Here is a 24,057-nt window from a genome sequence, read left to right on the forward strand (position 1 = left end):
CGTGTCGCGTCAGAACACCGGCGCGCGTTGCGCGAGCGTCGCGACGAATTTCGCGGTGCGCGGATCGCGCGGCCGGCCGAACACGTCGCGCGATGGCCCGGCTTCGACGATGCGGCCGTCGGCGAGGAACACCGCATCGTGCGCGATCGACGCGGCCAGACGCAGGTCGTGCGTGGCCATCAGCATCGTCGTGCCTTCGCGCGCGAGCTGGCGCAGCACATCGACCACTTCGACCGACAGCTCCGGATCGAGCGCCGACGTCGGCTCGTCGCACAACAGCACCTGCGGAGACGGCGCGAGCGCCCGCGCGATCGCCACGCGCTGCTGTTGTCCGCCCGACAGCGTGGCCGGCCATGCGTCGGCCTTGTCCGCGATGCCGACCTTGTCGAGCAGCGTGAGCGCCCGCTGGCGCGCCTGTTCGCGTGGCCGGCGCTGCACGGTCACGAGCCCCTCCATCACGTTCTGCACGACGCTCAGGTGCGGAAACAACTGGAAGTTCTGGAACACCATGCCGGTCTGCTTGCGCACCGCGAACACCGCGTCGCGCGACGGCCGGTGCGCCGGCACGAAGTCGATGCGCGCATCGCCGACGACCAGCGCGCCGGCCTCCGGCACTTCGAGCAGATTTACGCAGCGCAGCAGCGTGCTCTTGCCGCTGCCGGACGGGCCGATCAATGCGGTCACGCTGCCCGGCTGCAACGCGAGGTCGATGCCGCTCAGCACGCGATGCGCGCCGAACGACTTGTCGATGCGTTCAAGGCGGATCATCGCAACTCCGCGTGGAACAGCGCGTGGCGGCCGAAGCGAAGCTCCAGCCGGCGTTGCAGCGACGACAGCACCGAGCTGAACAGCAGATAGATCAACGCGGCTTCGGTATAGAGGATCAGCGGCTCGTAGGTCACGGCCGCGATGCGTTGCGCGGCCTGGAAGATCTCGGGGACTGTCAGCACGGCCGCGAGCGACGTGTCCTTCACGAGCGAAATGAATGAATTCGACAGCGCGGGCAGCGCGACGCGCGCGGCCTGCGGCAGGATCGCGCGGCGCAGCGCCTGCGCGCGCGTCATCGCCATCGAGTACGCGGCTTCCCACTGCCCTTTCGGGATCGACTCGATCACGCCGCGGATCACCTCCGCGTTGTACGCGCCGACGTTCAGCGAGAAGCCGATCACGGCGGCCGTCAGCGGATCGAGCACGATGCCGACGTTCGGCAATCCGTAGAAGATCACGAACAACTGCACGAGCAGCGGCGAGCCGCGGAACAGCCAGATATAGAACCGCACGACCGCCTGCGCCCAACGCGGCCCGAACAGCCGCACGAGCGCCGCGCCGAACGCGAGCAACAGGCCGATCGCGAACGACGCGAGCGTGAGCGGACCCGTAAACACGAGCCCTGCAACCAGCAGGGGACGCAGCGATTCCACCATCAGGTGCAGCCAGGCCGGCATCGTTCAGCCTCGCGTCACGGCTGCGACACGTCGCGGCCGAAGTACTTCTGCGAGATTTTCGCGTAGGTGCCGTCCGCCTTGATGTCCGCGAGCGCCTTGTCGATCGCGGCCACCAGCGCGGGGCTGCCCTTGCGCAGCAGCACGCCGGATGCGTCGCCCGCGCCGGTCTTGTCGGTCGCCGCGATCTTCAGTTTCGCGTCGGGCTTGTGCTTGCGGAAATCGAGGTACGACAGCGAATCGTTGATCGTCGCATCGACGCGGCCCGACGTCAGCAGGTCGATCGATTCGTTGAAGCCCTGCACCGGCACCACGTCGGCGCCGTGCGCGGCCGCGAGCTTGCCGAAATTGCTGGTCAGCGTGTTCGCGGACTTCTTGCCCTTCAGGTCGTCGAACGAGCGGATCGTCGTGTTGTCCGCGCGCACGATCAGCACCGCGTGCGACGTGATGTACGGCGTCGAGAAATCGTATTTCGCCTTGCGCGCGTCGGTGATCGACACTTCGTTGACGACCGCGTCGTAGCGGTTCACGTCGAGGCCCGCGATCAGCCCGTCCCATTTTCCTTCGACGAACTGCGGTTTCACGCCGAGGCGCTGCGCGATCGCGGTCGCGATGTCGACGTCGAACCCCGTCAGCTTGCCGGTCTCGTCGTGGTACGTGAACGGCGCGTAGGTGCCTTCGGTGCCGACGCGGAACACGCCGGTCGACTTGATCTGCGACAGGTCGTCGGCAGCCAGCGCGCTGGTGGCCGCGACGGCCTGCAGCAACGCGACGACCAGGATGGAGCGGAGGAATTTCATGGTGCGGACCCCGAATGATTGGAGAGGATCGTCCCGCCGACGCGCCTGCGCCGTTCGAGAGGTCCGCGAATTCTACCGATGCGTCTGGGTGCGGCAAAAACGCAAATCCGCTAACGATATGAGCCGATCGAATAACGCCCGCACCGGCCGCCACGCCGGCGCGCGCGCCTTACATGCCGCTTACCACGGCAGCGAATACGTCTTCGTATTCGTGAAGCTCTTCATCGCTTCCTGCACGCCTTCCTTGTACCCAAGCCCCGAATCCTTCACGCCACCGAACGGCGTCAGTTCGAGCCGATAGCCCGGCACCTCGCGCACGTTCACGCTGCCAACTTCCAGCTCGGTGATGAAGCGCGTGATGTGGTCGAAGCGGTTCGTGCATACCGACGACGACAGCGCGTAGTCGGTGCTGTTCGACATCCGGATCGCTTCGTCGATGTCGCGAAAGCGCATGATCGGCGACACCGGCCCGAAGGTTTCGTGCTTCACCAGCGGCATGTCGGGCGTCACGCGATCGACGACGGTCGGCGCATACAGCGCGCCGTCGCGCACGTTGCCGACCAGCAGCCGCGCCCCACGCACGAGCGCGTCGTTCACCTGCTGCTCGCAGAACTTCGCGGCCGCTTCGTCGATCACCGTGCCCATATCGACCGACGGATCGGACGGATCGCCGTACGACCACGCGCGCGTCTTCTCGACGACCAGCTCCGTGAAGCGATCGGCGACCGCCTCGTGCACGAGCATCCGCTTGATCGCCGTGCAGCGCTGCCCCGAATTCCTGTACGAGCCCGACACCGCGAGCGTGCTCGCCTCGTCGAGATCGGCATCTTCCATCACGATGATCGGATCGTTGCCGCCGAGTTCGAGCACCGCGCGCCGGTAGCCCATCCGCGCGGCGATCGACTTGCCGATCGACACGCCGCCGGTGAACGTGATCATGTCGATCGCCGGGTTCGTAATCAGCTCGTCGGCGATCTCCTTCGGGTCGCCGGTGATCACCTGCAGCATCTGCGGCGGCAGGCCGGCCTCGTACAGGAGGTCCGCGAACAGGTAGCACGACAGCGGCACCTTCTCCGACGGCTTCACGACGATCCGGTTGTTCGTCGCGACCGACGGCACGATCTTGTGCGCGACCTGGTTCATCGGATGATTGAACGGCGTGATCGCCGAGATCACACCGAGCAGCGGGTCGCGCTGCGTGTACACACGGCGCTTCTTGCCGTGCGGCGTCAGATCGCACGAGAAGATCTGCCCGTCGTCCTTCAGCACTTCGCCGGCGCCGAACGTCAGCACGTCGGCCACGCGGCCCGCTTCGTACGTCGAATCCTTGATGCACAAGCCGGCCTCGGCCGTAATCAGCGCCGCGATCTCCGCGGTGCGCGCACGCACGATGTCGGCCGCGCGGCGCAGGATCGCCGCGCGCTCGTGGCGCGTGAGCGTCGGCCGGTACGCACGCGCGACCGCGAATGCGCGGCGTACGTCGTCGAGAGTCGCCTTCGGCACGGTGCCCACCCGCACGCCGTCGTACGGGTTGCGTACGTCGATCACCGCGTCGCGATAGATCTTTTCACCGTCGATTCGCAGTGCTTCACGATGTGGCGTGCGGACATCGGCCGATGCTGCAATGGCGTTCATGATAGTCTCCTGGCGGATCGCCTGCGTCACTGCAGATGGTTGAGCGCGATGTCGACGACGTCGAAGTTACGCAGCCGCGCTCGGCCCGTGACGTGGGCCGCAACCGGCTTGCTGAAGATCAGCGGCACGATCTGCTCGGAGATTCCGCCGTGCGAGCGCAGCGGCACGTCGAGGCCCGACAGGTCGTGCTTGATGCGGCGCGTGCCGAGCACGACGTCCTGCTTCGAGATCACGATCAGGTCGCCCATCCGCGCGGGCGGCAGCTCGAAGCGCGCGCAGCCTTCGGCGCCCGCCAGCACGACCTCGATGCCGTCGACCGCGGCGAGCCGCGCGCGCAGCGCACCGGTGTCGGCCGTCGCCGGCACGTAGACGGTCGCGAACGAACCGAGCGCGCCGTGGTGCACGACGTATGGATCGGTGATCGGCAGGATCACGCGCGCCGCATCGGGGCCGAGCCATTCGTCGAACAGCTCCTGCAGATAGATCACGTTCGGCTCGCCGGTCGTGTTGTCGTGCTTCGCGTTCATCCCGTGATCGGCGGTGATCGCGACGATCGCGCCAAGTGCGTCGAGGCGTTGCAGGTAGGTGTCCATCATCGCGTAGAACGCGTTCGCGCCGGGCGTGCCGGGCGCGCACTTGTGCTGCACGTAGTCGGTGGTCGACAGGTACATCAGGTCGATCGGGCGCGTCTCGAGCAGGCGCACGCCGGCCGCGAACACGAATTCGGACAGATCCGCGCTGTACACGCTGGGCACCGGCTTGCCGACCAGCTCCAGCACGTTGTCGATGCCGTTTTCGGCGACGCTCGCTTCGTCGGCCTTTTCCGACGAGAAGCAGACGCCCTTCAGCCCCTTGCCGAGCAGGCGGCGCAGCTTGTCCTTCGCGGTGACGACCGCGACGCGCGCGCCCTGTTCGGCGAAGGCCGCGAGCACGGTGGGCGCGACGAGGTATTTCGGATCGTTCATCAGCACCTCGGTGCCGGTGTCGCGATCGTAGAAGTAGTTGCCGCTGATCCCGTGGATCGCCGGCGGCACGCCGGTGACGATCGACAGGTTGTTCGGGTTCGTGAAGCTCGGCACCACGCACTCGCCCTTGAGCGCCGTGCCCGGCTTCAGCAGCGTGCGCAGGAACGGCGCGACGCCGGCCTCGGTCGCTTCCTCCAGATATTCGTATGCGCAGCCATCGACGCAGACGACCACCACGGGCCGGCTCATCCAGTTGTAGCGGCGCCCATTCACTTCCACGGATACAGGCGTTTCAGTCATGACGTTCAGTCCTTTCCGATCGAAGGGGTGAGCCGTCGGCGCCCGCGCCGCGCCGATGGGAAGTGTTTCCAGGCTTGACATTAAAATGGATGATTTGTAGATTGTCAACAATATGCACAGAACAGAAAGCCAGAAAGCAAACGGCGGACGGGTGAGGAGCATGAAGGGTGGCCACCACTCCGGCCGCCTCGGGCCGCGGCGTGGTTTTTATCAGGCGGTCAAAAAGCGCGGCTACATTCGGTCTCGGGGCACGCTCGCCGAGGTCGACGCGTTCCGCGTTCGCTGCATCGGCCACTTCGATGAAGCCGGTATTCCGGGAGCGATCGCCGACACGCTGAAGGCGATAGGCGTGCGCCGAATGTCCACGGAAGCGATGGCCTGACTCGACGAATCGGGCCGCAGGACGGCGCGCGGCGTGCAGCCCTCCGGCGTGCATCGCGGTGCGGCGGTGTCGGTTTCGCGTTTGCACTGGTTTTCGTTTTTGCGCCGTGTGCGGCACGGCGACCTCACCCTCACTGGTACGACCCCGATGCGCCCCTTCTGGATCGAACAAGCGCTGTTCAACGACGGCGACCTCGCCCCCGCGCTGCAAGGTGCGACGCAGGCCGACGTGTGCATCGTCGGCGGCGGCTTCACGGGCCTCTGGACCGCGATCCAGGCGAAGCAGCAGCACCCCGCGCTCGACATCGCGATCCTCGAGGCCGACCTGTGCGGCGCCGGCGCGAGCGGACGCAACGGCGGCTGCCTGCTCACGTGGTCCGCGAAATTCCTGACGCTGCGGCGCCTGTTCGGCGAAGCCGAGGCGATCCGGCTCGTGAAGGCGTCGGAAGCGGCCGTGCAGCACATCGCCGATTTCTGCCGCGCGCACGACATCGATGCGGAGCTGCGGCGCGACGGCACGCTGTACACCGCGACGTCGCGCGCGCAGGTCGGCACGCTCGCACCGGTGCTCGATGCGCTCGCCGCGTGCGGCATCCACAGCTACGAGCCGCTGCCGCCCGCCGAAGTCGCGCGCCGCTCGGGCTCCGCGCGCAATCTCGACGGGGTCTACTCGCCGCTCGCCGCGACCGTCCATCCCGGCAAGCTCGTGCGCGGGCTGCGCCGCGTCGCGCTTGCGATGGGCATCCGGATCCACGAGCGCACGCCGATGCTCGACTTCACACCCGGCCAGCCGGCCGTCGTGCGCACGCCGTCCGGCAGCGTGAGCGCGGCCAAGCTCGTGTTCGCGATCAACGCGTGGATGGCGAGCCGCTTTCCGCAGTTCGAACGGACGATCGCGGTCGTGTCGAGCGATATGGTCATCACCGAGAAATGTCCGGATCTGCTGGAGCAGACCGGACTGGTGGACGGTGTGTCGGTGCTCGATTCGCGGATCTTCGTGTACTACTACCGCACGACCGTCGATGGCCGGCTGATGCTCGGCAAAGGCGGCAACACGTTCTCGTGGCGCAGCCGCATCGCGCCCGTGTTCGACCGCCGCTCGCCGTACGAGGCGCAGCTCACGCGCAGCCTGCGCGAATTCTTCCCGTCGCTTGCGGGCGTGCCGATTACCGCAAGCTGGAACGGACCGTCGGATCGCTCGGTGACGGGCTTCCCGTTCTTCGGCCACCTCGACGATGCGCCGAACGTGTTCTACGGCTTCGGCTATTCGGGCAACGGCGTCGGGCCAACCTACATGGGTGGGCAGATTCTGTCATCGCTCGTGCTCGGCCTCGACAACGCGTGGACGCGCAGCCCGATCGTGCGCGGCCCGCTCGGCCATTTTCCGCCGGAGCCGATCCGTTATGTCGGCGCGCACGTCGTGCGCAATGCGATTCGTCGCAAGGAGCGCGCGGAGGACGACGGCCGGGGGCCGTCGGCGGTTGATACGTGGCTCGCGAAGTTTGCGAGCGCGGCGGGGAAGGCGGATAAGGCGTGATTACATCATTCGGATAACGTATCGAAGTACCCGCCCCGTAGGCGGATCGCGTTGCAAAGATCTATGCATACACCCGAGTGCGCTGTGAATCCGGAACCGGCTGGGTACTGGACGATTTCTTCGATAAACGGCGCGGCAAATGATCGGTTGCCGGCGATCACCGCATTCGGCCGGACATCATCAACGTCGAGCGAAGCGACGGTCGTGATCCAGCCGCTCCGCGGCCTTTCGTCGTGAACGTGCGTGACCGGTAACGCGACAGCCTACGCGCCCGCCCTCTCCCGCGCCGCCTTGCCCGTCACCGGCAGCCCCTGCTCATGCATGCGGCGCATCCGCGCGAGGCCGTGCGCGACGTGCTCGCGCACGAGCGCGACGGCCTTGTCCTCGTCGCCGGCCGCGAGCGCCTGCACGATCTTGTCGTGCTCGGCCGCGGACACGGCGATCGCACCCTTCTCGGCCTCGATCGCCGCCTGGCGCAGCAGGCCCAACTGGCGCACGAGCCGCCGGTAGGTATCGGTGAGATGCGTATTGCCGACGCCGACCACCATCGCGTCGTGGAACTGCACGTTCAGCTCGGTATAGCGCGTGACGTCGTGCGTCTTCGCGGCGCCCTTCATCGACTGGACGATGCCCTTCAGCACTTTCAGCGTATCGGGCGAGATGCGCTTCGAAAGCGCGCGCGCGACCGACTCGTCGAGCATCGCGCGCACTTCGTAGATCTCCTCGGCCTCGCGCAGCGGCACGACGCGCACGGTCACGCCGCGGTTCTTCTCGTTGCGCAGCAGGCCGGCCTGTTCGAGCGCGCGGAATGCCTCGCGCACCGGGCCGCGCGACACGTTCAGCCGGGTCGCGATATCGACTTCGTTGAGCTTTTCGCCCGGTGCATATTCGCCGGAGACGATCTCGCGCTCGAGCATGTCCTGGACGATCATCGCGAGCGACTGGCTTTGCAGGAGTTCGATGGCGCTGAGCGCGTTCGGGGCAGTCATGGTCGGGCAGGCAGCGGGGCTGCAGGTGAAAACGAGGGCGCCATGTCGGCGAGTGGTCGTTGTATACCTCTCACCCCGCCAAATTGTCAACAGTTTTCAGTTTCCAAAAGCCAGTCCGGCGTACGACTCACATTCGCAATCGCCATGCAACCGGCACGCGGCGGTCGCGCGATGCGGGCGAACCCTCCCGCGTCGCGCGCCACCGCCTGCACAGCCGTCAGGCCGTACGCTTCACCGGACCCGGATCGCTGTGGCTCGGCCGACCCGTTTCGACGTGGCCCGCGAAGCGGCGCACGACCTTGTCGTCGCCGCCGCGCAGCGTCGTCGCGGTGATCGTCAGATCGTACCAGCCGTGGCTCGACGACAGCTCGAAGTGCGCGTCGACGCGCTCGCCCGGCTCCAGCGTGTACGTGCGTGCATGTGCATGGCTGTACGCGTTGTCGACCGACACGCGGCACGTCGCGCGTCCGCTGTTGCGCAGTTGCAGATACACGTGGCGATTGCGCACGTCGTAGCCGATCTTCGCTTCGGGGTTCGCGTGGCGGCCGTCGGCGGCGAGCCGCGTGTTGCCCTGGAATTCGCACAGATAGCCGTTCGGGCCGTAGGCGGCCAGATGATAGTCGCCGCGCGCGGCCGACGTGCTCCACGTATCGACGAAGCGGTCGCGCGCGGACACCGCGTAGCGGCGCGGCGGCGTCGCCGGGTTGCGGCGGTCGTACACGTAGAACGCGGCGCCCGCGTCGCCGGTGTTCGCGAAGTCGAGCGACACGGTGTCGTCATGCGCGCCGACGCGGCTGTGCACGAACAGCTCGTACGGCAGCGCGCGCGCCGGACGCGTGCCGGGCTCCTGCGTCGGCATCGACTGCTGCGCGGGCACCTGGTACGCCTGGCCGGCGGTGGCGATGTGCTGCGGCACGGTGAAGCTGACCGTGCGCGTGTCGGGGCGCGCGGAGAAGTCGAACGCCGACGTGAGGTCGCCGCAGATCGACCGGCGCCACGCGCTGATGTTCGGCTCCTTCACGCCGAACCGCGCCTCGAGGAAACGCAGCACCGACGTATGGTCGAACGTCTCCGAGCAGACCCAGCCGCCCTTCGTCCACGGCGAGATGATGATCAGCGGCACACGCGGCCCGAGGCCGATCGGCTGGATGCCGCCCGGGTCGGCGCCCGGCACGAGCGGGCTCATTTCGCCCGGGTACTTGTTCAGGTCGAGCAGTTCGTCGCCGAGGTTCGACAGCAGGTTCGACGACACGATGCCCTGCCCGCCCACGCCGCTCGTGGCCGGCGGCACCGGCGGCACGACGTGGTCGAACAGCCCGTCGTTCTCGTCGTAGTTCAGGATGAACACCGTCTTCGCCCACACTTCGGGGTTCGACGTCAGCGCCTCGAGCACCATGTTGATGTAGAACGCGCCGTCCGTCGGCGACGCCTGCGGATGCTCGCTGTACTTGTACGGCGACACGATCCACGACACCTGCGGCAGCCGGTTGGCCTGCACGTCGGCCTTCAGCTCGGCAAGCGTGTGGTCCGACGCGCCCTTGTCGACCAGCGGGCCGCTCGCGCCTTCCTTCACCTGGAAGCGCTTGAAGAACATCAGCGAGTTGTCGGTGTAGTTGTCGGTCGGGTCGCCCGGGATGCCGGTGCCGCCCTGGTACACCTTCCAGCTGATCTTCGCGTTCTCGAGGCGTTCCGCGTAGGTCGTCCACGTGTAGCCGTTCACGTCGTTGCGCTCGCCGATGCCCGGGCCGTTCGTCGCGCTGCCGTAGACGTTGCGCGAGTCGACCGTGCCGGTCCACAGGTAGATGCGGTTCGGCGCCGTGTCGGCGTGCGCGGAGCAGAAGTACGAATCGCAGATCGTGAACGCGTCGGCGAGCGCGTAGTGGTACGTGAGATCCTGGCGCTTCAGGTAGCCCATCGTCAGCACGTCCTGCTTCTGGTTCACCCACTGGTCCCACTGGCCGTTGTTCCAGGACAGGTGGCCACTGCTCCAGCCGTGATTGGTACCCGGCTGGAATTCGGTCGTCTGCTTCGGATCGAGGTAGAACGGCAGCACGTACGGCGCCTGCGGATCGAGGCCGCGCGAATGGTAGTTCTTCGTGAACACCGACGCCGGCGGCTGCTGCCACACCGGCGCGCCGTTCGGCAGCAGGTGCGGACGCGGGTCGTCGAAGCCGCGTACACCGCGCAGTCCGCCGAAGTAATGGTCGAACGAACGGTTTTCCTGCATGAAGATCACGACGTGCTCGACGTCGCGGATCGTGCCGGTGCGATAGGCGGCCGGCATCGCCAGCGCATTGCGGATCGCGGGCGGGAAGCCCGCGTAGGCGGCCATCGCGCCGGCCGACTGCGCGGCGAGGCGCAAGAAATCGCGTCGATTGTTCGAGGACATGAAGAGCACCCTGTGGTCGGTGGGAGTGGGGGCGCCGGGCGAGCGGGGCCGGCGATCTGCGTCGTCGTTATTACCCCGCACCGGCATGTCCCGGCCGTGACCGGTTCCCGCAGGTTTCTTGCCGTCATCCCCAGCTTTTTTTCGAAGTCTCGCACGGCGCGCCTTTCATCCGGCCGACACATGCGTACGCTACGCTGACGCGCGATGAAGAGGGGGGAGAAGCCGAGTCGTGTTCGATCAGCTGAAGGCGTTCCACGCGACCGTCCGGCAGGGCAGCATCACGCGCGCCGCGCGCCACCTGGGCGTGAGCCAGCCGACGATCGCCGCGCAGATCCGGCAGGTCGAGCAACTGTACGGCGTCGAGCTGTTCTACCGCAGCGGCCGCAAGCTCGAGGTGACCGAGACGGGCATCGAGCTGCTGCCGCTCGTCGAGAAGATGATCGCGCTCGAGGCGCAGGCCGACATCATGCTACGCAACATCGGCGGCCTGTTCGAAGGCCATCTGAGGATCGGCGCGACGGGCCCGTACTACATCATGGACGCGGTCGGCCGCTTCTCGAGCGCGCACCCGTCGATCGCGCTCACGTGCCGGATCGGCAACTCCGAGGAAATCCTGCAGGCGCTGCAGGAATTCCGCATCGATCTCGCGGTCTCGTCGCAGCGCAACGACGCCGACGGCCTCGAACGCAAGGTGATCTCGACCGATCCGCTCGTGCTCGTCGTGCACCGCCATCATTCGCTCGCGCGGTTCGATTCGATCGACGCGGCGCAGCTCGCCGACGTGCGGCTGCTGATCCGCGAGGAAGGGTCGGTCACGCGCCGCTGCACGGAGACGATCCTCGCAGCGGCCGGCGTCGCGGCCACGTCGGTTGCCGAGATCGGCAGCCGCGAAGCGATTCGCGAGGCGATCCTGCATGGCGTGGGCGGGAGCCTCTTTCCGCTCGGCGAAGCCGAACGCCATCCGGACTTGCGCGTGATCGCGCTGCGCGGCGTCGACACGACGATCGACGAATACGTGTACTACCTGAAGGCGCGCCGCCAGAGCCCCGCGATCGACGCGTTCCTCGCGTGCATCCTGCCGGGCCGTGCTGAAGCAGCCGGCGCATCCGACCACGGACAACCGGCGCGGCGGGCGAACGCACGCTGAGCCGCCGCGCGTTCACCGCTTCCGCACATGACCTAGCGCTCTTCCCGCGCCTTCCCTCGTTGTTTTCCTCGTGCCTTTCTTCTGTCGTGGCGCCGTGCGTCACTTCGGCAGCGCCGGAATCATCCAGGTCAGCACGTGCTGCTGCAGGAACACCAGCACGCCGAGCAGCAGCGTGAGGATCACGCTGTGCCAGAAGGTGCGCGCGAACACGACGCCTTCCTGCCCTTTCAGGTCCGTCGTCGACACGCCCGTCGCGATATTCTGCGGTGAGATCATCTTGCCCATCACGCCGCCCGACGAGTTCGTCGCGGCCATCAGCACCGGGTCGAGGCCGAGCTGCCGCGCGGCGACGACCTGCAGGTTGCCGAACAGCGCGTTGCCCGACGTGTCGCTGCCGGACAGGAACACCGCGATCCAGCCGAGCGATGCCGACACCAGCGGGAACAACGCACCCGTCGACGCGACGCCGGTGCCGAGCGTATAGCTGATGCCGGAGTAGTTCAGCAGGTACGCGAGGCCGACGATCATCATCACGGTGACGATCGCGATCCACGTCTGCCGCCACGTCTTCCCCACGCATTCGATGAACGCCCCGGGCCCGGTGCGCGTCAGCGCGGCCGTGATGATCGCCGACAGCAGGATCGCGGTGCCCGTGCCGAGCGGCTGGAAATCCCAGATCGCCGCATACGGCTTGTGGTACAGCGACACGTACACCGCGTTGTGCAGGCCCGGCCACTTGATCTTCACGTCGCCGATCGCCGCGATGTTCGCGTGCACCCACACGATCACGACCACCGACACGACGAGCCACGGCAGCCAGCCGCCGAAGCCCGCGCGCGCGGCGCCGGCGGCGGCCGGCACGCTGCGCGCGAGCGCGTATTGCGGATCGGGCTGCGGCTTCCACAGCTGCAGGAAGCCGATCGTCACGATCAGCGACGAGAGCGACGACAGCACGTCGGTGAGCTGGTAGCCGAGGAAGTTCGACGTGACGAACTGCGCGATCGCGAAGCTGCCGCCCGACACGAGCAGCGCGGGCCACAGCTTCGCGATCGAGCGCAGCCCGCCATACGCGCCGACCACATAGAACGGCAGCAGCAGCGCGAAGAACGGCAACTGGCGGCCGACCATCTGCGCGAGCGTCGCGGGCGGCAGCGACGTGACCGCGCCGAGCACGGTGATCGGCACGCCGAGCGCGCCGAACGCGACCGGCGCCGTGTTGAACAGCAGCGTATAGGTGAGCGCTTCGAGCGCGGGGAAGCCGAGCGCGATCAGCAGCGCGCTCGTGATCGCGACCGGCGTGCCGAATCCGGAGATCCCTTCGAGCAGGCAGCCGAACGAGAACGCGACGACGAGCAGCACGAGGCGGCGGTCGTCGGGCAGGTTGTCGAGCATCCACTGCCGGAACTGGTCGAAGCGGCCCGACTTCACCGCGATGTTGTACAGCAGCAGCGCGTTGAAGACGATCCACATCACCGGCACGACCGCGAGCGCCATGCCGGCGCCGACCGCGTTGAACGCGAGCCCGGCCGGCATCCCCCACGCGCCGATCGCGACCGCGAGGCCCGCGACGAGCCCGGCGAGCGACGCCTGCCACGCGGGGCGGCGCAGCACGCCGAGCGCGATCAGCGCGACCGCGATCGGGATCGCGGCGACGAGGAACGACAGGAGCAGCGAGTGCGCGACGGGCGTCAGCGGCTGCGCGAAGACGATGCCGGGCGGGAGGGCGTCGGTGGGGTTCATCGTGTCTCCAGATGTCGACCCGAGTCGGCGCTTCAGCGTCTACTCGGGTCCCATGCCTTGTGCGGCCGACCCGGGTTCGCATGTCGATGCGCCGGGTTCGGTACAAGGCGATGTCCTGCGGTCACGACCACGCTCGGGCGCTTGCGTACGCAACGACGTTGCGCGGCCAACCGATCGGTCGCTTAAAAGAGGTTAGGAGGCGCAACGCGCTTGTACAAGGGGGAGAAGCCCGATGCGGGCGAGCCGATGTAAACCGGCCGCCGCACGATGGCCGGCAGATGGCGCGCCGCTGTCGCGTTCGACAGGCAGCCCGCCGCGGCCGCCTCACCGGTGCGCGCAATGTTGCGCGACCGGAAAAGGTGACTGCCCGCCACGAGGATGTTTCGTTTGGCGTCCGAAGCCTAGACTGGCTGCATCGTTTCCGCCCGCGCCGCCGATGGCGCGGCGGCGGAACCTCACGGAGCCAACACGATGAAGACGATGAAACACGCGGCATGCGCGTGCGTGCTGATCGGCGCGGCGTTCGCCGCTCACGCGCAAGCCGCGTCGACGCTCACCCGCGCGCAGGTCCGTCAGGAACTGGTGGAACTGCAGGCCGCCGGCTACCGGGCGAGCCTCGCAAGCAGTCCCGACTTTCCGCGGAACATGCAGGCGCTCATGCAGCGCGCCGCGCAGGCGCGCGGTGAGGGCGACGCCGCCGGTTACGGCAGCGACGGCCGGGCGCACGGGGAATCAGGCAAGCCGGCGCTGCCGCACGCAGTCGATCGCGGCACGTATGCGCATCACTGACCGGATCACTGATGGAACCGGATGGATCGCGCGGCAGCGGCGCGGCGCACCCTGCGCCGGCCGCATGCGCGACCGTCACACGCTGAAGCGGTTCAGCGTATAGGCGCGATAGGCGGCGACGAACGCGTCGAACGATCCGGCCTCCTTCGCTTCGAGCTCGGCCTGCTCGGCGAGCGACTTCGCGGCAAGCGCCTGCTCGGCGTGCAGCGTCTCGGCCGACGGCGGGCGCGCGCGAAAATGCGCGGCATGCGCTTCGCTCTGCGCGAGCGCGAACGCGAGGAACGACTGACCGTTCTCGCGCATCGTGCGCAGCACGCGCGCGGATGGCGTGCGTTCCGGATCGGCGAGCTTCTCGCGCTGCGCGGCGATCGCGCGCGCATGCTCGTCGCCGCCGCGGATTTCGTCGAGGCGGCGGCCGACGATCTCGATATCGGCCATCAGTTCATCGGCCCACTGCTGCAGCGTGACCGATTGACCTTCGCGCGTCAGCGTGAGCCCCGGCTTGCGGCCGTCCAGCGTCACGCTGCCGAAGTTCGCGTTCGCTTCCTTGTACGCGTCGCAGTCGAGCGGCGCGCTTTCGTCGAGCGCGCACGCGAGCAGGAACGCGTCGATGAAGCGCGCGGTCTCCAGCGCGATGCCGGTCGGCTCGAACGGGTCGATGTCGAGGCAGCGCACTTCGATGTACTGCACGCCGCGCGACGCGAGCGCATGCAGCGGCCGCTCGCCCGAATACGTGACGCGCTTCGGCCGGATCGTCGAGTAGAACTCGTTCTCGATCTGCAGCACGTTCGTGTTGATCTGGATCCACTCGCCGTCGCGATGCGTGCCGATCGCCTCGTACGCCGGATACGGCTCGCTCACGGCCTTCGACAGCGCGTCGAGATAACCGGGCAGCGTGTTGTAGTCGACGTGCAGCGCGGCCTGGGCCGTCGTGTTCGAGTAGCCGAGATCGCTCATCCGCAGGCTGGTCGCATACGGCCGGTACAGCGTATCGGCGTCGAACGTGTCGAGCTTGTGCGGCTTGCCGCGCAGGAACTTCGTGTCGAGCACCGGCGACGCGCCGAACAGGTACATCAGCAGCCAGCTGCGGCGGCGGAAGTTGCGGATCTGCGCGAGATAGCGTTCCGACTGGTAATCGACGAGCGTCGCCGTCGACTCTTCGTCCGCATGCAGGCGCCGCCACACTTCCTCGTGCAGCGAGTAGTTGTAGTGGATGCCGGCGATGCACTGCATCGTGCGGCCGTAGCGGTACGCGAGGCCGCGCCGGTACACCGTCTTCAGGCGGCCGATGTTCGACGTGCCGTAGTTGGCGATCGGGATCTCGTCGTCGGCCGGCAGCAAGCCGGGCATCGACTCGTTCCACAGCATCTCGTCGCCGAGCGATGCATACACGTAGCGATGCAGATCGTCGAGGCGCTCGAGCGTGAGCGCGGCGTCGCGCTCCGCGGGTGTGATCAGTTCGATCAGCGCTTCGGAATAGTCGGTTGTCAGCGCCGGATGCGTGAGCGCCGAACCGAGCGCGCGCGGATGCGGCGTGAACGCGATCATCCCGTCGCGCGTCACGCGCAGGCTTTCCTTTTCGATGCCGCGCAGGCCGTCGGGCAGATGCTGCCGCGTCGGGCCCGAGCTCAGCGCGTCGAGGCGTTTCAGCAACAGTTCGGACTGGCGGTGAGTCATGGTGTTCGACATGGAGACGCAAGTGCGTGACGGCCGCGCGCAGAACGCCGCGCGCGGCCGACTGGATTGTTGGTCGCTTCGTTGGTAGCGGGCACTTTAACATCTCGCCGGAACCCGCGCTTGAGGTGGCCGCGAGCACGGCGCGCGGGCCTGAGCGGGCGATCGGGCGGGCCGGGCGCGGTAGCGCTGGCGCATATCGCCGGGTCGGGACGAGGGCGATCGGCACGCCGGTCAGCGGAATTCGTCGGACGGAATGGGAACGGCGAACGGTTGGCGGCAGGTGCAACCGTGTCGCGGAATGGATCGGAAAACGACGCATGCGGAGGCGTCGCACGCGCGGCCTCCGGCCGGTGCCGAAGGCATGGAATCGCCATGACGGGCCGCGTCACGCCGGCACTCGGCGCATGCTGGCACCGCCCGCGCAATGGGTTGCAGCCCGCCTTCCTGCGGTCGCACCCGGCCGCGGGCCGCCGCGCTTATCCGCCGCGCGCGCCGCCCGCCCGGTCGGCCACTTCGTTCCACAGATGCAGCGCCGCATACGCGCGCCACGGCCGCCAGCCTTCGCTGCGGCGTTTCTGGCTGGCGAGCCGGTCGAGCGCCGGGTCGCGCGCGGCGATCGACTGCATCAGCACGAGATCGGATGCCGGCCACGCATCCGGATCGCGCCATGCGCGCATCGCGATGTATTCGACGGTCCACGGGCCGATGCCGGGCAGATCGAGCCACGCGCTGCGCAGCGTCGCGAGATCGGCATGCGCGCGATCGACCGGCACGTCGCCGGCCGCCACCGCGCGCGCCACGCCGGCCAGCGCGGCCACGCGCTTGCCGGGCATCCCGATCTTGTCAAGATCGCACGCGGCCAGCGCGTCGGGCGTCGGGAAACGCCACGCGGGCGCGCCGTCGTCTTCCGGCATCACGCGTTCGCCGGCCCGTTCGACGAGCCGGCCGACGATCGTCGTCGCGGCCTTCACGCTCACCTGCTGCCCGACGATCGCGCGCACGGCCAGCTCGAACCCCGACCACGCGCCCGGCACGCGCAGCCCCGGCGCGGCCTCGACGAGCGGCGCGAACCACGGATCGCGCGCGAGGCCGCCGCCGATCGCGGCCGGATCGGCGCCGAGGTCGAACATTGTCGCGACGCGCGCGGCGAACGCATCGTCGACGCGACGCGCGACCGCCCCTTCGACGATCGCGATCAGGCAATGCTTGCGCGGATGCTTCTTGACGGTGAGGCGGCCCGCCTCGCCGTGCAGATCGACGATGCGGCGATACACGCCGTCGGCAACCTGCTCGACGCCCGGAATCGCGCGCCCGCTGAAGAAGCGCAGCACGCGCGCCCAGTCGTACGGCGCCTTGTAGCGCAGTTCCATCTGCGCGGACGGCGGCACCAGGCCGCCGTTCCCGACGGACGTGATCGTTATCGTGTCGATGCTCAAACCGCACTGCCCTCCGTCTCGGCTTCGGCTTCATCGTTGTGAACATGACGCGCCTCGGCCGCGAGCAGCGTCGCCTTGCGGCGTACACCCCAGCGATAGCCGGCGAGCGCGCCGCCCTTTTGCACGACCCGGTGGCACGGAATCGCGAGCGCGACCGGATTCGACGCACACGCGGACGCGACCGCCCGCACCGCGCGCGGCGAGCCGAGCGCCTCCGCGATCTCGGAATAGCTGCGCGTTTCGCCGTACGGGATATGCGTCAGCGCTTCCCACACGCGCTGCTGGAACGCGGTCGGCGCGATGTCGAGCGGCAGGTCGAACGCGTGCCGCGTGCCGTCGAGGTACGCGCGGATCTGCGTGACGAACGGCGCGAGCCGCGCGGACGATTCGACCAGTTCGGCGCGCGCGAATGCGTCCTTGAGTTCGCCGACGAGCGACGCCGCATCGTCGCCGAACGCGATCCGGCAGATGCCCTGTTCAGTGGCGGCGACGAGCACCGTGCCGAGTGACGTCGACGCGGTCGCAAAGTCGATCCGCAGGCCGGCGCCCTGGCGACGGAACGCGGACGGCGCCATCCCCAGCTCGCGCGGCACCGACGCATAGAGCCGCGACGGCGAGTTGAACCCCGCATCGACGGCCGCCTGCGTGACCGGCTGCCCGCTTTGCAGCGCCTGGCGCAGCGCGGCGCCGCGCTGCGCGGCCTGGTACTGCCGCGGCGACACGCCGACCACGCGCTTGAAGAGCCGCTGCAGATGAAACGGGCTCACGTGCACGGCGTCGCTCAACTGCTGCAACGTGAGCCGCTCGGCCTGCGCGTCGAGCACCGCGCACGCACGATTGACGATTTCCAGCTCGCGCGGCAGCCCTTCCGGCTGGCAACGCTTGCAGGGCCGGAAGCCGGCCGCGCGGGCGGCCGCCGGATCGGCGAAAAAGGACACGTTCTCGCGGCGCGGCTGCCGCGACGCGCAGGTCGGGCGGCAGAACACACCGGTCGTGCGGACGCCATAGAAGAACGCGCCGTCCGCATGCGGATCGCGCGTGGTCACGGCGGCCCAGCGGGCATCGTCGGTCGGATAGGCGGTTTTCATCTGAACCTCGCACTCTCTAGTGTAGATGGTGCCTACTCTAGCCATCGGCACATGCCGTCGCGCCCTGAATCTTGCTCTGTGATTCGTGTCGGCGAATCGGGGCCGTATCGATCGAAATAAATCCGACGAAACCCGCGCGGCGGCCGCTCCGGCGCGGTTTTCGTCATCGTCCCGTCACCGTTTTGCTGCAGTGCGGATGCGACAAATCGCCGTCCTGACGTTTTTTTGCAATCGGAATATTGCGTCGCACCATCGCCGTGTGTATAGTTGGAACTGTCTCCTCCATGTCTCCTCCTGATATGGATTAAGCCCGTTCCGCACTGCGTGAACGGGCTTTTTTTCGTCCGTCGATTGTGTCGCGTGCCGGCCGGCAGCGCAGGCGCGATGCGTCTACACTCGATGCTCGTCGACTGCGAAGGAGTCCCGCCCATGAAGCCCACCATCCGCGGAATCGATCACATCGTGCTGCGCGTGACCGACATGGCGGCAATGACACGCTTTTACTGCGATGCCGTCGGTTGCCATGTGGAAAAGGAGCAGCCCGATCTGGGCCTCGTGCAACTGCGCGCCGGCGACGCGCTGATCGACCTGCTGACGGTCGGCGGCCCGATCGACCGTCCCGACAGCGGGCCGCCCGGCACCGGGCGCAACCTCGACCACCTGTGCCTGCGCGTCGAGCCGTTCGATCCCGACGCACTGATCGCCCATTTCGCCGCGCATGGCGCGCGACCGGGCGCGCCGGCCGAACGCTACGGCGCCGGCGGTTACGGGCCGTCGATCTACCTGTTCGATCCCGAAGGGAACATGGTCGAATTCAAGGGGCCGCCGGCCGCGCTCGGCTGAACGCGGCCGACGCGCGGGCCCTGACGGACCCTTACGCGCCCTCGCGCGCCTTCAGCACCGTCCATTCGACCGCGACCGGATCGTGGTCGGCGCTCGAGACCCACGCGGTGCCGTCCTGCACCGTGCACTGCAGGCGCATCGTGCGCGCCGCGAGCCGCCCGAGCGCGGCCGCGACGCCGTCGGCGAGCGACAGCACCTGCACGTTGCGCAGCCGTTCGACCTTGCTGCGCACGCCCTGCCACCAGATATCCGACGTCTTGCCGCCGTACGCGATCACCGTGACCTGCCCGGCACGGCCGGCCGCCTTCGAGATGCGCCGTTCGTCCGGCTGGCCGGCCTCGATCCACACGTCGATCGCGCCCGTCAGGTCCTTCTGCCACAAGTCGGGCTCGTCGACGTCCGACAGCCCCTTGCAGAATTCGAGCCGCTCATGCGCGAACAGCGCGAACGCGACGATGCGCACCATCATCCGGTCGTCGGTTTCCGACGGATGGCGCGCCACCGTCAGCGCGTGATCGGCGTAGTAATGCCGATCCATGTCGGCGATTTGCAGTTCGGCTTTGTAGATCGTGGATTTCAGCGCCATGCGGATGCGGCCCGGGCGGGCATTCGGTTCGGTCGGGCCGTGATGATACCGAATGCGCGCCGTCCGGCGTGCGTCATGCGCCGTTCACAGCGCAACGGCCCGGCATGCGCCGGGCCGTGTTCGGTTCGCGCCACCCGCTCGTCGGGCCGGCGCGCTCGCGCGTCGTACGACTGCGCGGCGAATGGACGGTTACTGCTTGACGAAGCGCGAATCGGTCCAGAGACCTTGCTGGTCGCTGTTGTCCGCGCTGACGAATTGCACGTCGCCCTGGTCGACCGCCACCACGCGGAAACGCTGGCCTTCCGGCACCGACAGGCAGCGGAAGTCGTCGAAGTACTGCTGCTTCGCCTGCGATTTGCCGTCACGTTCGTGATTCAGTACGGAATCCAGATTGTCTTTCGACAGGCAGCCCCATGCATTCTTCGTCAGCTGGATTTCCTGCTTCGGCTTGACGGCCGAATCGCCGCCGGCCTGCGCAATCGACACAGCGCAAAATGCGCCGAGAAGGGCAAAAAGGACACCGGTACGCTTCGTCATGTTCTGTCTCCAGGCTTGCGGGCACCAGGCCGGGTTAGCTATGTGTTTAAAGGTGATCGTGAACCCACGTTTTTCACTTTAGAAGACCGGTAAACGATAGCAAGCACATTTGTTGTGCGACCGCAATAGCGGCGGATTGTCGCACCCCGTGCGCAGGCGGCTTTTGGCGCGACGGGCGCGCGCGGCAAGCGTCGCCGAATGGCGGATAGGCCTTGGCCGCCGGGCGGAAACCGTTATCCGGCAAGGCTTTCAGCAAAGTTACAATGCATCGATTGAACGGTTTGGATAATCCATTTCGCTATCCGGATCATTTTGATGCGTTGCACATAAAGTCATCCGAAACGATTCGCCTTTACCGCAGTGCGGAATCGCATTTACCTTATACAAGAAAAATGCCAGGTATAAGCGCATCCGTATTTATCCGTAGTTCCCCGCATCCATTCGGCGCCTTGAAGCCCCGTCGCAAGCGCCTTTCGTCCGCGTGGTGTTTACCCTGCCTTATTCGACCCGATTTGCTGGCGCTCGAAATAATCGCGCTGGAAAATGCACATGCGATAAGCGTTGTGATACGCGCCATTCCCGAAAAATTCTTCCTTCAATTCGGCCTCGTGCTGGAATCCGCATTTTTCGTACACGTGGATCGCCGCCGCATTCGACGTATCGACGATCAGGTAAAGCTTGCGCATGTTCAGCACCTTGAACGCGTACTCGATCGCGAGGCGCGTCGCCTGGCCGGCGTAGCCGCGCCCTTGGCACTGCGGCGCGATGATGATCTGGAACTCGCCGCGGCGGTGGATGTAGTCGAGCTCGATCAGCTCGACGAGGCCGACCAGTTCGTCTTGCGCGTCGACCGCGACGAAACGGCGTTCGCGCTGGTCGTGCACGTGGCGGTCGTACAGTTGCGACAGTTCCGAGAAGGTTTCGTACGGCTCCTCGAACCAGTAGCGCATGATCTTCGCGTCGTTGTTCAGCTCGTGGACGAAGCGCAGGTCCTGGCGCTCCAGCGGCCGCAGCGCGAGCGTGTTGGTATCGTTCTGGAGTTGCATGGTCATGTCCTTTTTGAGGCCGGCGCACGTGCGGAACGCCCGCGCGGCGCGGCCGCGTTCGGGCCCGTTTCGCACTGTAAGAATTTGAACGCGGGCGCAGTTCAGAGCCTAGAATGGGAGCAAGGGTTCCTGCCACCGCAAGGAGGCTATCGTGATCGAGCAAGTCATCCTCGGAATTTTCCTCGTGCTGCCGCTCGTCATCGTGGCGGCGCTGTTTTCCGACGAACTCTGGCAGGAGCACCGTCGCCAGCATCCGCGCGACGAGAACGCGCCGCACATCGACTGGAAGCATCCGTGGCGCCGCGTGCGACGCGGGCACTGACTTCGATCACCGCCGATTCGCCGCCCGCGCCGGCCGGGCCATCTGGACCGGGTAACATGCGATGCGGGTACAGCTCTTGCGCTCGATCCCATTCCCGCCCCACCCGCGAGACACCGACGTGAACGACAAGCCCGCCATTCCCCCGCACGATATCCCGAACGAAACGATCGATCTGCAGATCGCCGATGTGCTGGCGGCCGTCCGCTATCCAGCGAACAAGGATGCGATCGTCGATGCCGCGCGCGACGCCGGCGCCAGCAACGAGGTGCTGTCGATGCTCGACGGCCTGCCCGAACAGGACTACGCGGACGTCGACGCCGTCACGCGCTGCGTCGCCGGCAACTTCGGCCCGGGGCTCGGCATTTGAGCGGATGCCAATAACGCGATAGGATCGGGCCGCACCGGTCGCGCCGCGATCGGGATGCGTGCCGCCCGGCGCAAGATCGGGCGCTTCGCACGCGTGTCCGGGGGACTCCATGGAAGGCATCCTGATCCAGCACACGACGCAACGTCAGCTGTGGTTCGGCGCGCTGACGGCGCTCGTCATCCTGCTCACGCTCGGGATCGCCGCGCCGCACGCGAACGTCGCGCTGCCGCCCGTCGAGCCGTTCATGCCGATGTGCGCGCTCACCGTGTTCACGACCGCGAGCATCGCGGCGTTCTTCCTCGGCGCGCAATTCACCGTCACGCGCCAGCCCGTGCTCGGTGCGCTCGGCGGCGCCTACGCGTTCACCGCGCTCGCCGTCGCGCTGCAACTGCTCACCTTTCCCGGCGTGTTCGCGCCGCACGGCCTGCTCGGCGCGCGCCCGCAAAGCGCCGCATGGATGTGGATCTTCTGGCATGCCGGCTTTCCGTGCTTCGTGATGGCCGCGCTGTTCGCCCGCGAGCGGCTGACGCGCGCCCCGGTCGGCGCGAAGGAGACGCGCCGCTGGACGATCGCGCTGGTCGGCGGCCCGGCCGTCGCCGCGGCGCTCCTGTGCGCGATCGCGCTGAACGTGTCGCTGCCGCCCGCGTTCCATCCGCCCCGCGACGCTGCCGTGCTGCCCGTCAACGGCATCGCGCTCGTCGTGTGGATCCTCAATGTGCTCGCGCTCGTGGCCGTACTGGTCACCGGCCGGCTGCGCACGACGCTCGACCTGTGGCTCGCGATCGCGGTGCTCGCGTGCCTCACCGATACGACGCTGAACTTGCTGAGCACGAACCGCTTCACGGTCGGCTGGTATGTCGCGCGCGTGTTCAGCATGTTCACGCCCGGCGTGCTCGTGTGCGTGCTCGCGTGGGAAGTGACGATGCTGTATCAGCAGTTGTTCGAAGCGCACGCGACGCTGATCCGCTCGTCCGCGCGCGACGGGCTCACGGGCGCGTTCAACCGCAGCCATTTCAACGATCATTTCCACACGCTGTTCCTGCAGGCGCGGCGGCAGGGCGAACCGCTGTCGCTGCTGATGGTCGACGTCGACCACTTCAAGGCATACAACGACGCGTTCGGTCACGTGAAGGGCGATGCGTGCCTGATCGCCGTCGCGAATGCACTGACCGGCGCGGTGAGGCGGCCGGCCGATATCGTCGCGCGTTACGGCGGCGAGGAGTTCGCGGTCGTGCTGCCGAACACCGGCGCGCGCGGTGCGCGGGTGGTGGCCGACGAAGTGCGCGACGCGGTGCTGCGGCTCGACCTCGCGATGCCCGACTCGCCGGCCGGACGCGTGAGCGTCAGCGTGGGTTGCGCGACCGTGTCGGCCGACGATCTGTCGACCCCCGACGCGTTGATCGAAGCCGCCGACGCCGCGCTGTATCGGGCGAAGGATACGGGGCGAAACCGGGTCGTCGTCGCCTGAAAACGTCTGTTGTTTGGCCAATTGTTACGGTCATTGTGACCGGAATAATCCGCCGTTACGGATTGCGGCGCGGGGATACGATCGCTTACAGCCCGGGCCGGGGCCGCTCGCTATGCTGGGTTTCATATTGAACCCGAGCAGGTGAACGCGATGAAGAAGGCCCTTTTGCTGATTGCCGGCGTCGCCGTGTTGTTGAGCGGCTGTATCGTCGTGCCGGATGGTGGCGGGTATTACGGTGGGGGTGGGTATTATCACCATCATCGGCATTGGGATTGATAGAGGTGACGGTCCGGACGCTCGAGGCGCGCATCTTTGTGGGCTGATCTTCGATCAGTCATGCCTCGACCGTCGTCCAGCATATCGCCCTCGCTGCGGCGAAATTGACAGCGAGAAGTTCGAAAGGACCCGACGTGTCGGCACCGCCCCGGTGGACATCAGCGGCACGAGCGTCGTGGCGACCCACAGACGCCCATTCCACGAAACGTTAGGCCTCTCCTCGAGTTCGTGGTTTAGATGCGGGCTAACGCTCGCTCCAACTGCCTTGCCAAGAAGAATTTTAAAGAGCGCAGTTCC

General features: G+C 67.3%; 22 protein-coding genes and 1 pseudogene. 9 read left to right on the plus strand and 14 right to left on the minus strand.

The window, feature by feature from the left end:
* Positions 1 to 9: 9 nt before the first annotated feature.
* From KR541_RS16365 to phnA, 5 genes are all read right to left on the minus strand, one after another.
* Entirely contained in the window at positions 10 to 768 is a 759-nt protein-coding gene (locus tag KR541_RS16365; RefSeq protein WP_216089619.1) for an amino acid ABC transporter ATP-binding protein, read from the minus strand.
* Entirely contained in the window at positions 765 to 1,445 is a 681-nt protein-coding gene (locus KR541_RS16370; RefSeq protein WP_050011109.1) for an amino acid ABC transporter permease, read from the minus strand. Before KR541_RS16370 ends, KR541_RS16365 begins: the two co-directional genes overlap by 4 nt.
* 14 nt (positions 1,446 to 1,459) lie before the next feature.
* A complete protein-coding gene (locus KR541_RS16375) occupies positions 1,460 to 2,242 on the minus strand; it encodes an amino acid ABC transporter substrate-binding protein (protein ID WP_050011108.1) in 783 nt (260 codons plus the stop codon).
* Between the two features lie 180 nt (positions 2,243 to 2,422).
* Positions 2,423 to 3,877 carry a phosphonoacetaldehyde dehydrogenase gene (phnY, locus tag KR541_RS16380; RefSeq protein WP_216089620.1) on the minus strand — a complete coding sequence of 485 codons (1,455 nt, stop codon included), beginning with the start codon at positions 3,875 to 3,877 and terminating at the stop codon, positions 2,423 to 2,425.
* Positions 3,878 to 3,903: 26 nt separating this feature from the next.
* On the minus strand, positions 3,904 to 5,142 hold the full coding sequence (phnA, locus tag KR541_RS16385; RefSeq protein WP_216089621.1) for a phosphonoacetate hydrolase: 1,239 nt from the start codon (positions 5,140 to 5,142) through the stop codon (positions 3,904 to 3,906).
* A 205-nt stretch (positions 5,143 to 5,347) separates the two neighbouring features.
* Between phnA and KR541_RS16390 the strand changes: the two are divergent.
* Positions 5,348 to 5,524, plus strand: a pseudogene (locus KR541_RS16390) (2-aminoethylphosphonate--pyruvate aminotransferase); the annotation flags it as partial.
* Between the two features lie 147 nt (positions 5,525 to 5,671).
* The gene (locus tag KR541_RS16395) at positions 5,672 to 7,060 is read left to right on the plus strand and encodes an FAD-dependent oxidoreductase (protein ID WP_216089622.1); all 1,389 of its coding nucleotides are present in this window, start codon (positions 5,672 to 5,674) and stop codon (positions 7,058 to 7,060) included.
* Between the two features lie 263 nt (positions 7,061 to 7,323).
* Here the strand turns inward: KR541_RS16395 and KR541_RS16400 are convergent, their stop codons facing one another.
* A complete protein-coding gene (locus KR541_RS16400) occupies positions 7,324 to 8,049 on the minus strand; it encodes a phosphonate utilization associated transcriptional regulator (RefSeq protein ID WP_216089623.1) in 726 nt (241 codons plus the stop codon).
* Positions 8,050 to 8,266: 217 nt separating this feature from the next.
* Entirely contained in the window at positions 8,267 to 10,438 is a 2,172-nt protein-coding gene (locus tag KR541_RS16405) for a phosphocholine-specific phospholipase C (RefSeq protein WP_216089624.1), read from the minus strand.
* Between the two features lie 229 nt (positions 10,439 to 10,667).
* Between KR541_RS16405 and KR541_RS16410 the strand changes: the two genes are divergently transcribed.
* A complete protein-coding gene (locus tag KR541_RS16410; RefSeq protein ID WP_050011102.1) occupies positions 10,668 to 11,585 on the plus strand; it encodes a LysR family transcriptional regulator in 918 nt (305 codons plus the stop codon).
* Between the two features lie 99 nt (positions 11,586 to 11,684).
* Here KR541_RS16410 and KR541_RS16415 read toward each other — a convergent pair whose 3' ends face one another.
* Positions 11,685 to 13,325: an L-lactate permease gene (locus tag KR541_RS16415; RefSeq protein ID WP_050011101.1), complete on the minus strand. Its 1,641-nt coding sequence runs from the start codon at positions 13,323 to 13,325 to the stop codon at positions 11,685 to 11,687.
* A gap of 471 nt (positions 13,326 to 13,796) precedes the next feature.
* Here KR541_RS16415 and KR541_RS16420 point away from each other — a divergent pair, with 471 nt between their 5' ends.
* Entirely contained in the window at positions 13,797 to 14,114 is a 318-nt protein-coding gene (locus tag KR541_RS16420) for a DUF4148 domain-containing protein (protein ID WP_050011100.1), read from the plus strand.
* 75 nt (positions 14,115 to 14,189) lie between these two features.
* Here KR541_RS16420 and gshA read toward each other — a convergent pair whose 3' ends face one another.
* From gshA to ada, 3 genes are all read right to left on the minus strand, one after another.
* On the minus strand, positions 14,190 to 15,803 hold the full coding sequence (gene gshA / locus KR541_RS16425; protein ID WP_050011099.1) for a glutamate--cysteine ligase: 1,614 nt from the start codon (positions 15,801 to 15,803) through the stop codon (positions 14,190 to 14,192).
* 464 nt (positions 15,804 to 16,267) lie between these two features.
* Complete coding sequence (locus KR541_RS16430; protein WP_050011098.1) at positions 16,268 to 17,227, minus strand: DNA-3-methyladenine glycosylase family protein; 960 nt, start codon at positions 17,225 to 17,227, stop codon at positions 16,268 to 16,270.
* On the minus strand, positions 17,224 to 18,315 hold the full coding sequence (gene ada / locus KR541_RS16435) for a bifunctional DNA-binding transcriptional regulator/O6-methylguanine-DNA methyltransferase Ada (protein ID WP_050011097.1): 1,092 nt from the start codon (positions 18,313 to 18,315) through the stop codon (positions 17,224 to 17,226). The genes KR541_RS16430 and ada overlap by 4 nt, the downstream gene beginning before the upstream one ends.
* A 429-nt stretch (positions 18,316 to 18,744) precedes the next feature.
* Between ada and KR541_RS16440 the strand changes: the two genes are divergently transcribed.
* Positions 18,745 to 19,158, plus strand: coding sequence for a VOC family protein (locus KR541_RS16440; RefSeq protein WP_006498690.1), 414 nt, complete (start codon positions 18,745 to 18,747; stop codon positions 19,156 to 19,158).
* Between the two features lie 31 nt (positions 19,159 to 19,189).
* Here the strand turns inward: KR541_RS16440 and KR541_RS16445 are convergent, their stop codons facing one another.
* The 3 genes from KR541_RS16445 to speG form a co-directional block, all read right to left on the minus strand.
* Complete coding sequence (locus tag KR541_RS16445) at positions 19,190 to 19,744, minus strand: YaeQ family protein (RefSeq protein ID WP_050011096.1); 555 nt, start codon at positions 19,742 to 19,744, stop codon at positions 19,190 to 19,192.
* Between the two features lie 189 nt (positions 19,745 to 19,933).
* Positions 19,934 to 20,281: a surface attachment protein Sap1 gene (gene sap1, locus KR541_RS16450; protein ID WP_050011095.1), complete on the minus strand. Its 348-nt coding sequence runs from the start codon at positions 20,279 to 20,281 to the stop codon at positions 19,934 to 19,936.
* A 488-nt stretch (positions 20,282 to 20,769) separates the two neighbouring features.
* Positions 20,770 to 21,327 (minus strand): spermidine N1-acetyltransferase, encoded by a 558-nt coding sequence (gene speG, locus KR541_RS16455; RefSeq protein ID WP_050011094.1) that lies wholly within the window; start codon positions 21,325 to 21,327, stop codon positions 20,770 to 20,772.
* A 151-nt stretch (positions 21,328 to 21,478) separates the two neighbouring features.
* On the opposite strand from speG, the gene KR541_RS16460 reads away from it, so the two are divergent.
* The 4 genes from KR541_RS16460 (at position 21,479) to KR541_RS36935 (ending at position 23,760) form a co-directional block, all read left to right on the plus strand.
* On the plus strand, positions 21,479 to 21,649 hold the full coding sequence (locus KR541_RS16460; protein ID WP_006489933.1) for a hypothetical protein: 171 nt from the start codon (positions 21,479 to 21,481) through the stop codon (positions 21,647 to 21,649).
* Positions 21,650 to 21,767: 118 nt separating this feature from the next.
* Positions 21,768 to 22,016, plus strand: a complete 249-nt coding sequence (locus KR541_RS16465) for a DUF2795 domain-containing protein (RefSeq protein ID WP_050011093.1) — start codon at positions 21,768 to 21,770, stop codon at positions 22,014 to 22,016.
* A gap of 109 nt (positions 22,017 to 22,125) precedes the next feature.
* Positions 22,126 to 23,484, plus strand: a complete 1,359-nt coding sequence (locus KR541_RS16470) for a sensor domain-containing diguanylate cyclase (RefSeq protein ID WP_089488921.1) — start codon at positions 22,126 to 22,128, stop codon at positions 23,482 to 23,484.
* Positions 23,485 to 23,634: 150 nt separating this feature from the next.
* The gene (locus KR541_RS36935; RefSeq protein WP_256097665.1) at positions 23,635 to 23,760 is read left to right on the plus strand and encodes a hypothetical protein; all 126 of its coding nucleotides are present in this window, start codon (positions 23,635 to 23,637) and stop codon (positions 23,758 to 23,760) included.
* Positions 23,761 to 24,057: the final 297 nt, after the last annotated feature.

This window comes from Burkholderia sola, from assembly GCF_905400185.1.
Taxonomy (GTDB): domain Bacteria; phylum Pseudomonadota; class Gammaproteobacteria; order Burkholderiales; family Burkholderiaceae; genus Burkholderia; species Burkholderia sola.

Coding starts and splice junctions, on each gene's coding strand:
- KR541_RS36935 (WP_256097665.1), top strand. CDS start 23,635: ATGAAGAAGGCCCTTTTGCTGATTGCCGGCGTCGCCGTGTTGTTGAGC.
- phnY (WP_216089620.1), bottom strand. CDS start 3,877: ATGAACGCCATTGCAGCATCGGCCGATGTCCGCACGCCACATCGTGAA.
- KR541_RS16440 (WP_006498690.1), top strand. CDS start 18,745: ATGAAGCCCACCATCCGCGGAATCGATCACATCGTGCTGCGCGTGACC.
- sap1 (WP_050011095.1), bottom strand. CDS start 20,281: ATGACGAAGCGTACCGGTGTCCTTTTTGCCCTTCTCGGCGCATTTTGC.
- KR541_RS16395 (WP_216089622.1), top strand. CDS start 5,672: ATGCGCCCCTTCTGGATCGAACAAGCGCTGTTCAACGACGGCGACCTC.
- KR541_RS16375 (WP_050011108.1), bottom strand. CDS start 2,242: ATGAAATTCCTCCGCTCCATCCTGGTCGTCGCGTTGCTGCAGGCCGTC.
- KR541_RS16370 (WP_050011109.1), bottom strand. CDS start 1,445: ATGCCGGCCTGGCTGCACCTGATGGTGGAATCGCTGCGTCCCCTGCTG.
- KR541_RS16445 (WP_050011096.1), bottom strand. CDS start 19,744: ATGGCGCTGAAATCCACGATCTACAAAGCCGAACTGCAAATCGCCGAC.
- gshA (WP_050011099.1), bottom strand. CDS start 15,803: ATGTCGAACACCATGACTCACCGCCAGTCCGAACTGTTGCTGAAACGC.
- KR541_RS16420 (WP_050011100.1), top strand. CDS start 13,797: ATGAAGACGATGAAACACGCGGCATGCGCGTGCGTGCTGATCGGCGCG.
- speG (WP_050011094.1), bottom strand. CDS start 21,327: ATGCAACTCCAGAACGATACCAACACGCTCGCGCTGCGGCCGCTGGAG.
- phnA (WP_216089621.1), bottom strand. CDS start 5,142: ATGACTGAAACGCCTGTATCCGTGGAAGTGAATGGGCGCCGCTACAAC.
- KR541_RS16415 (WP_050011101.1), bottom strand. CDS start 13,325: ATGAACCCCACCGACGCCCTCCCGCCCGGCATCGTCTTCGCGCAGCCG.
- KR541_RS16365 (WP_216089619.1), bottom strand. CDS start 768: ATGATCCGCCTTGAACGCATCGACAAGTCGTTCGGCGCGCATCGCGTG.
- KR541_RS16470 (WP_089488921.1), top strand. CDS start 22,126: ATGGAAGGCATCCTGATCCAGCACACGACGCAACGTCAGCTGTGGTTC.
- KR541_RS16400 (WP_216089623.1), bottom strand. CDS start 8,049: ATGACTGCCCCGAACGCGCTCAGCGCCATCGAACTCCTGCAAAGCCAG.
- KR541_RS16405 (WP_216089624.1), bottom strand. CDS start 10,438: ATGTCCTCGAACAATCGACGCGATTTCTTGCGCCTCGCCGCGCAGTCG.
- ada (WP_050011097.1), bottom strand. CDS start 18,315: ATGAAAACCGCCTATCCGACCGACGATGCCCGCTGGGCCGCCGTGACC.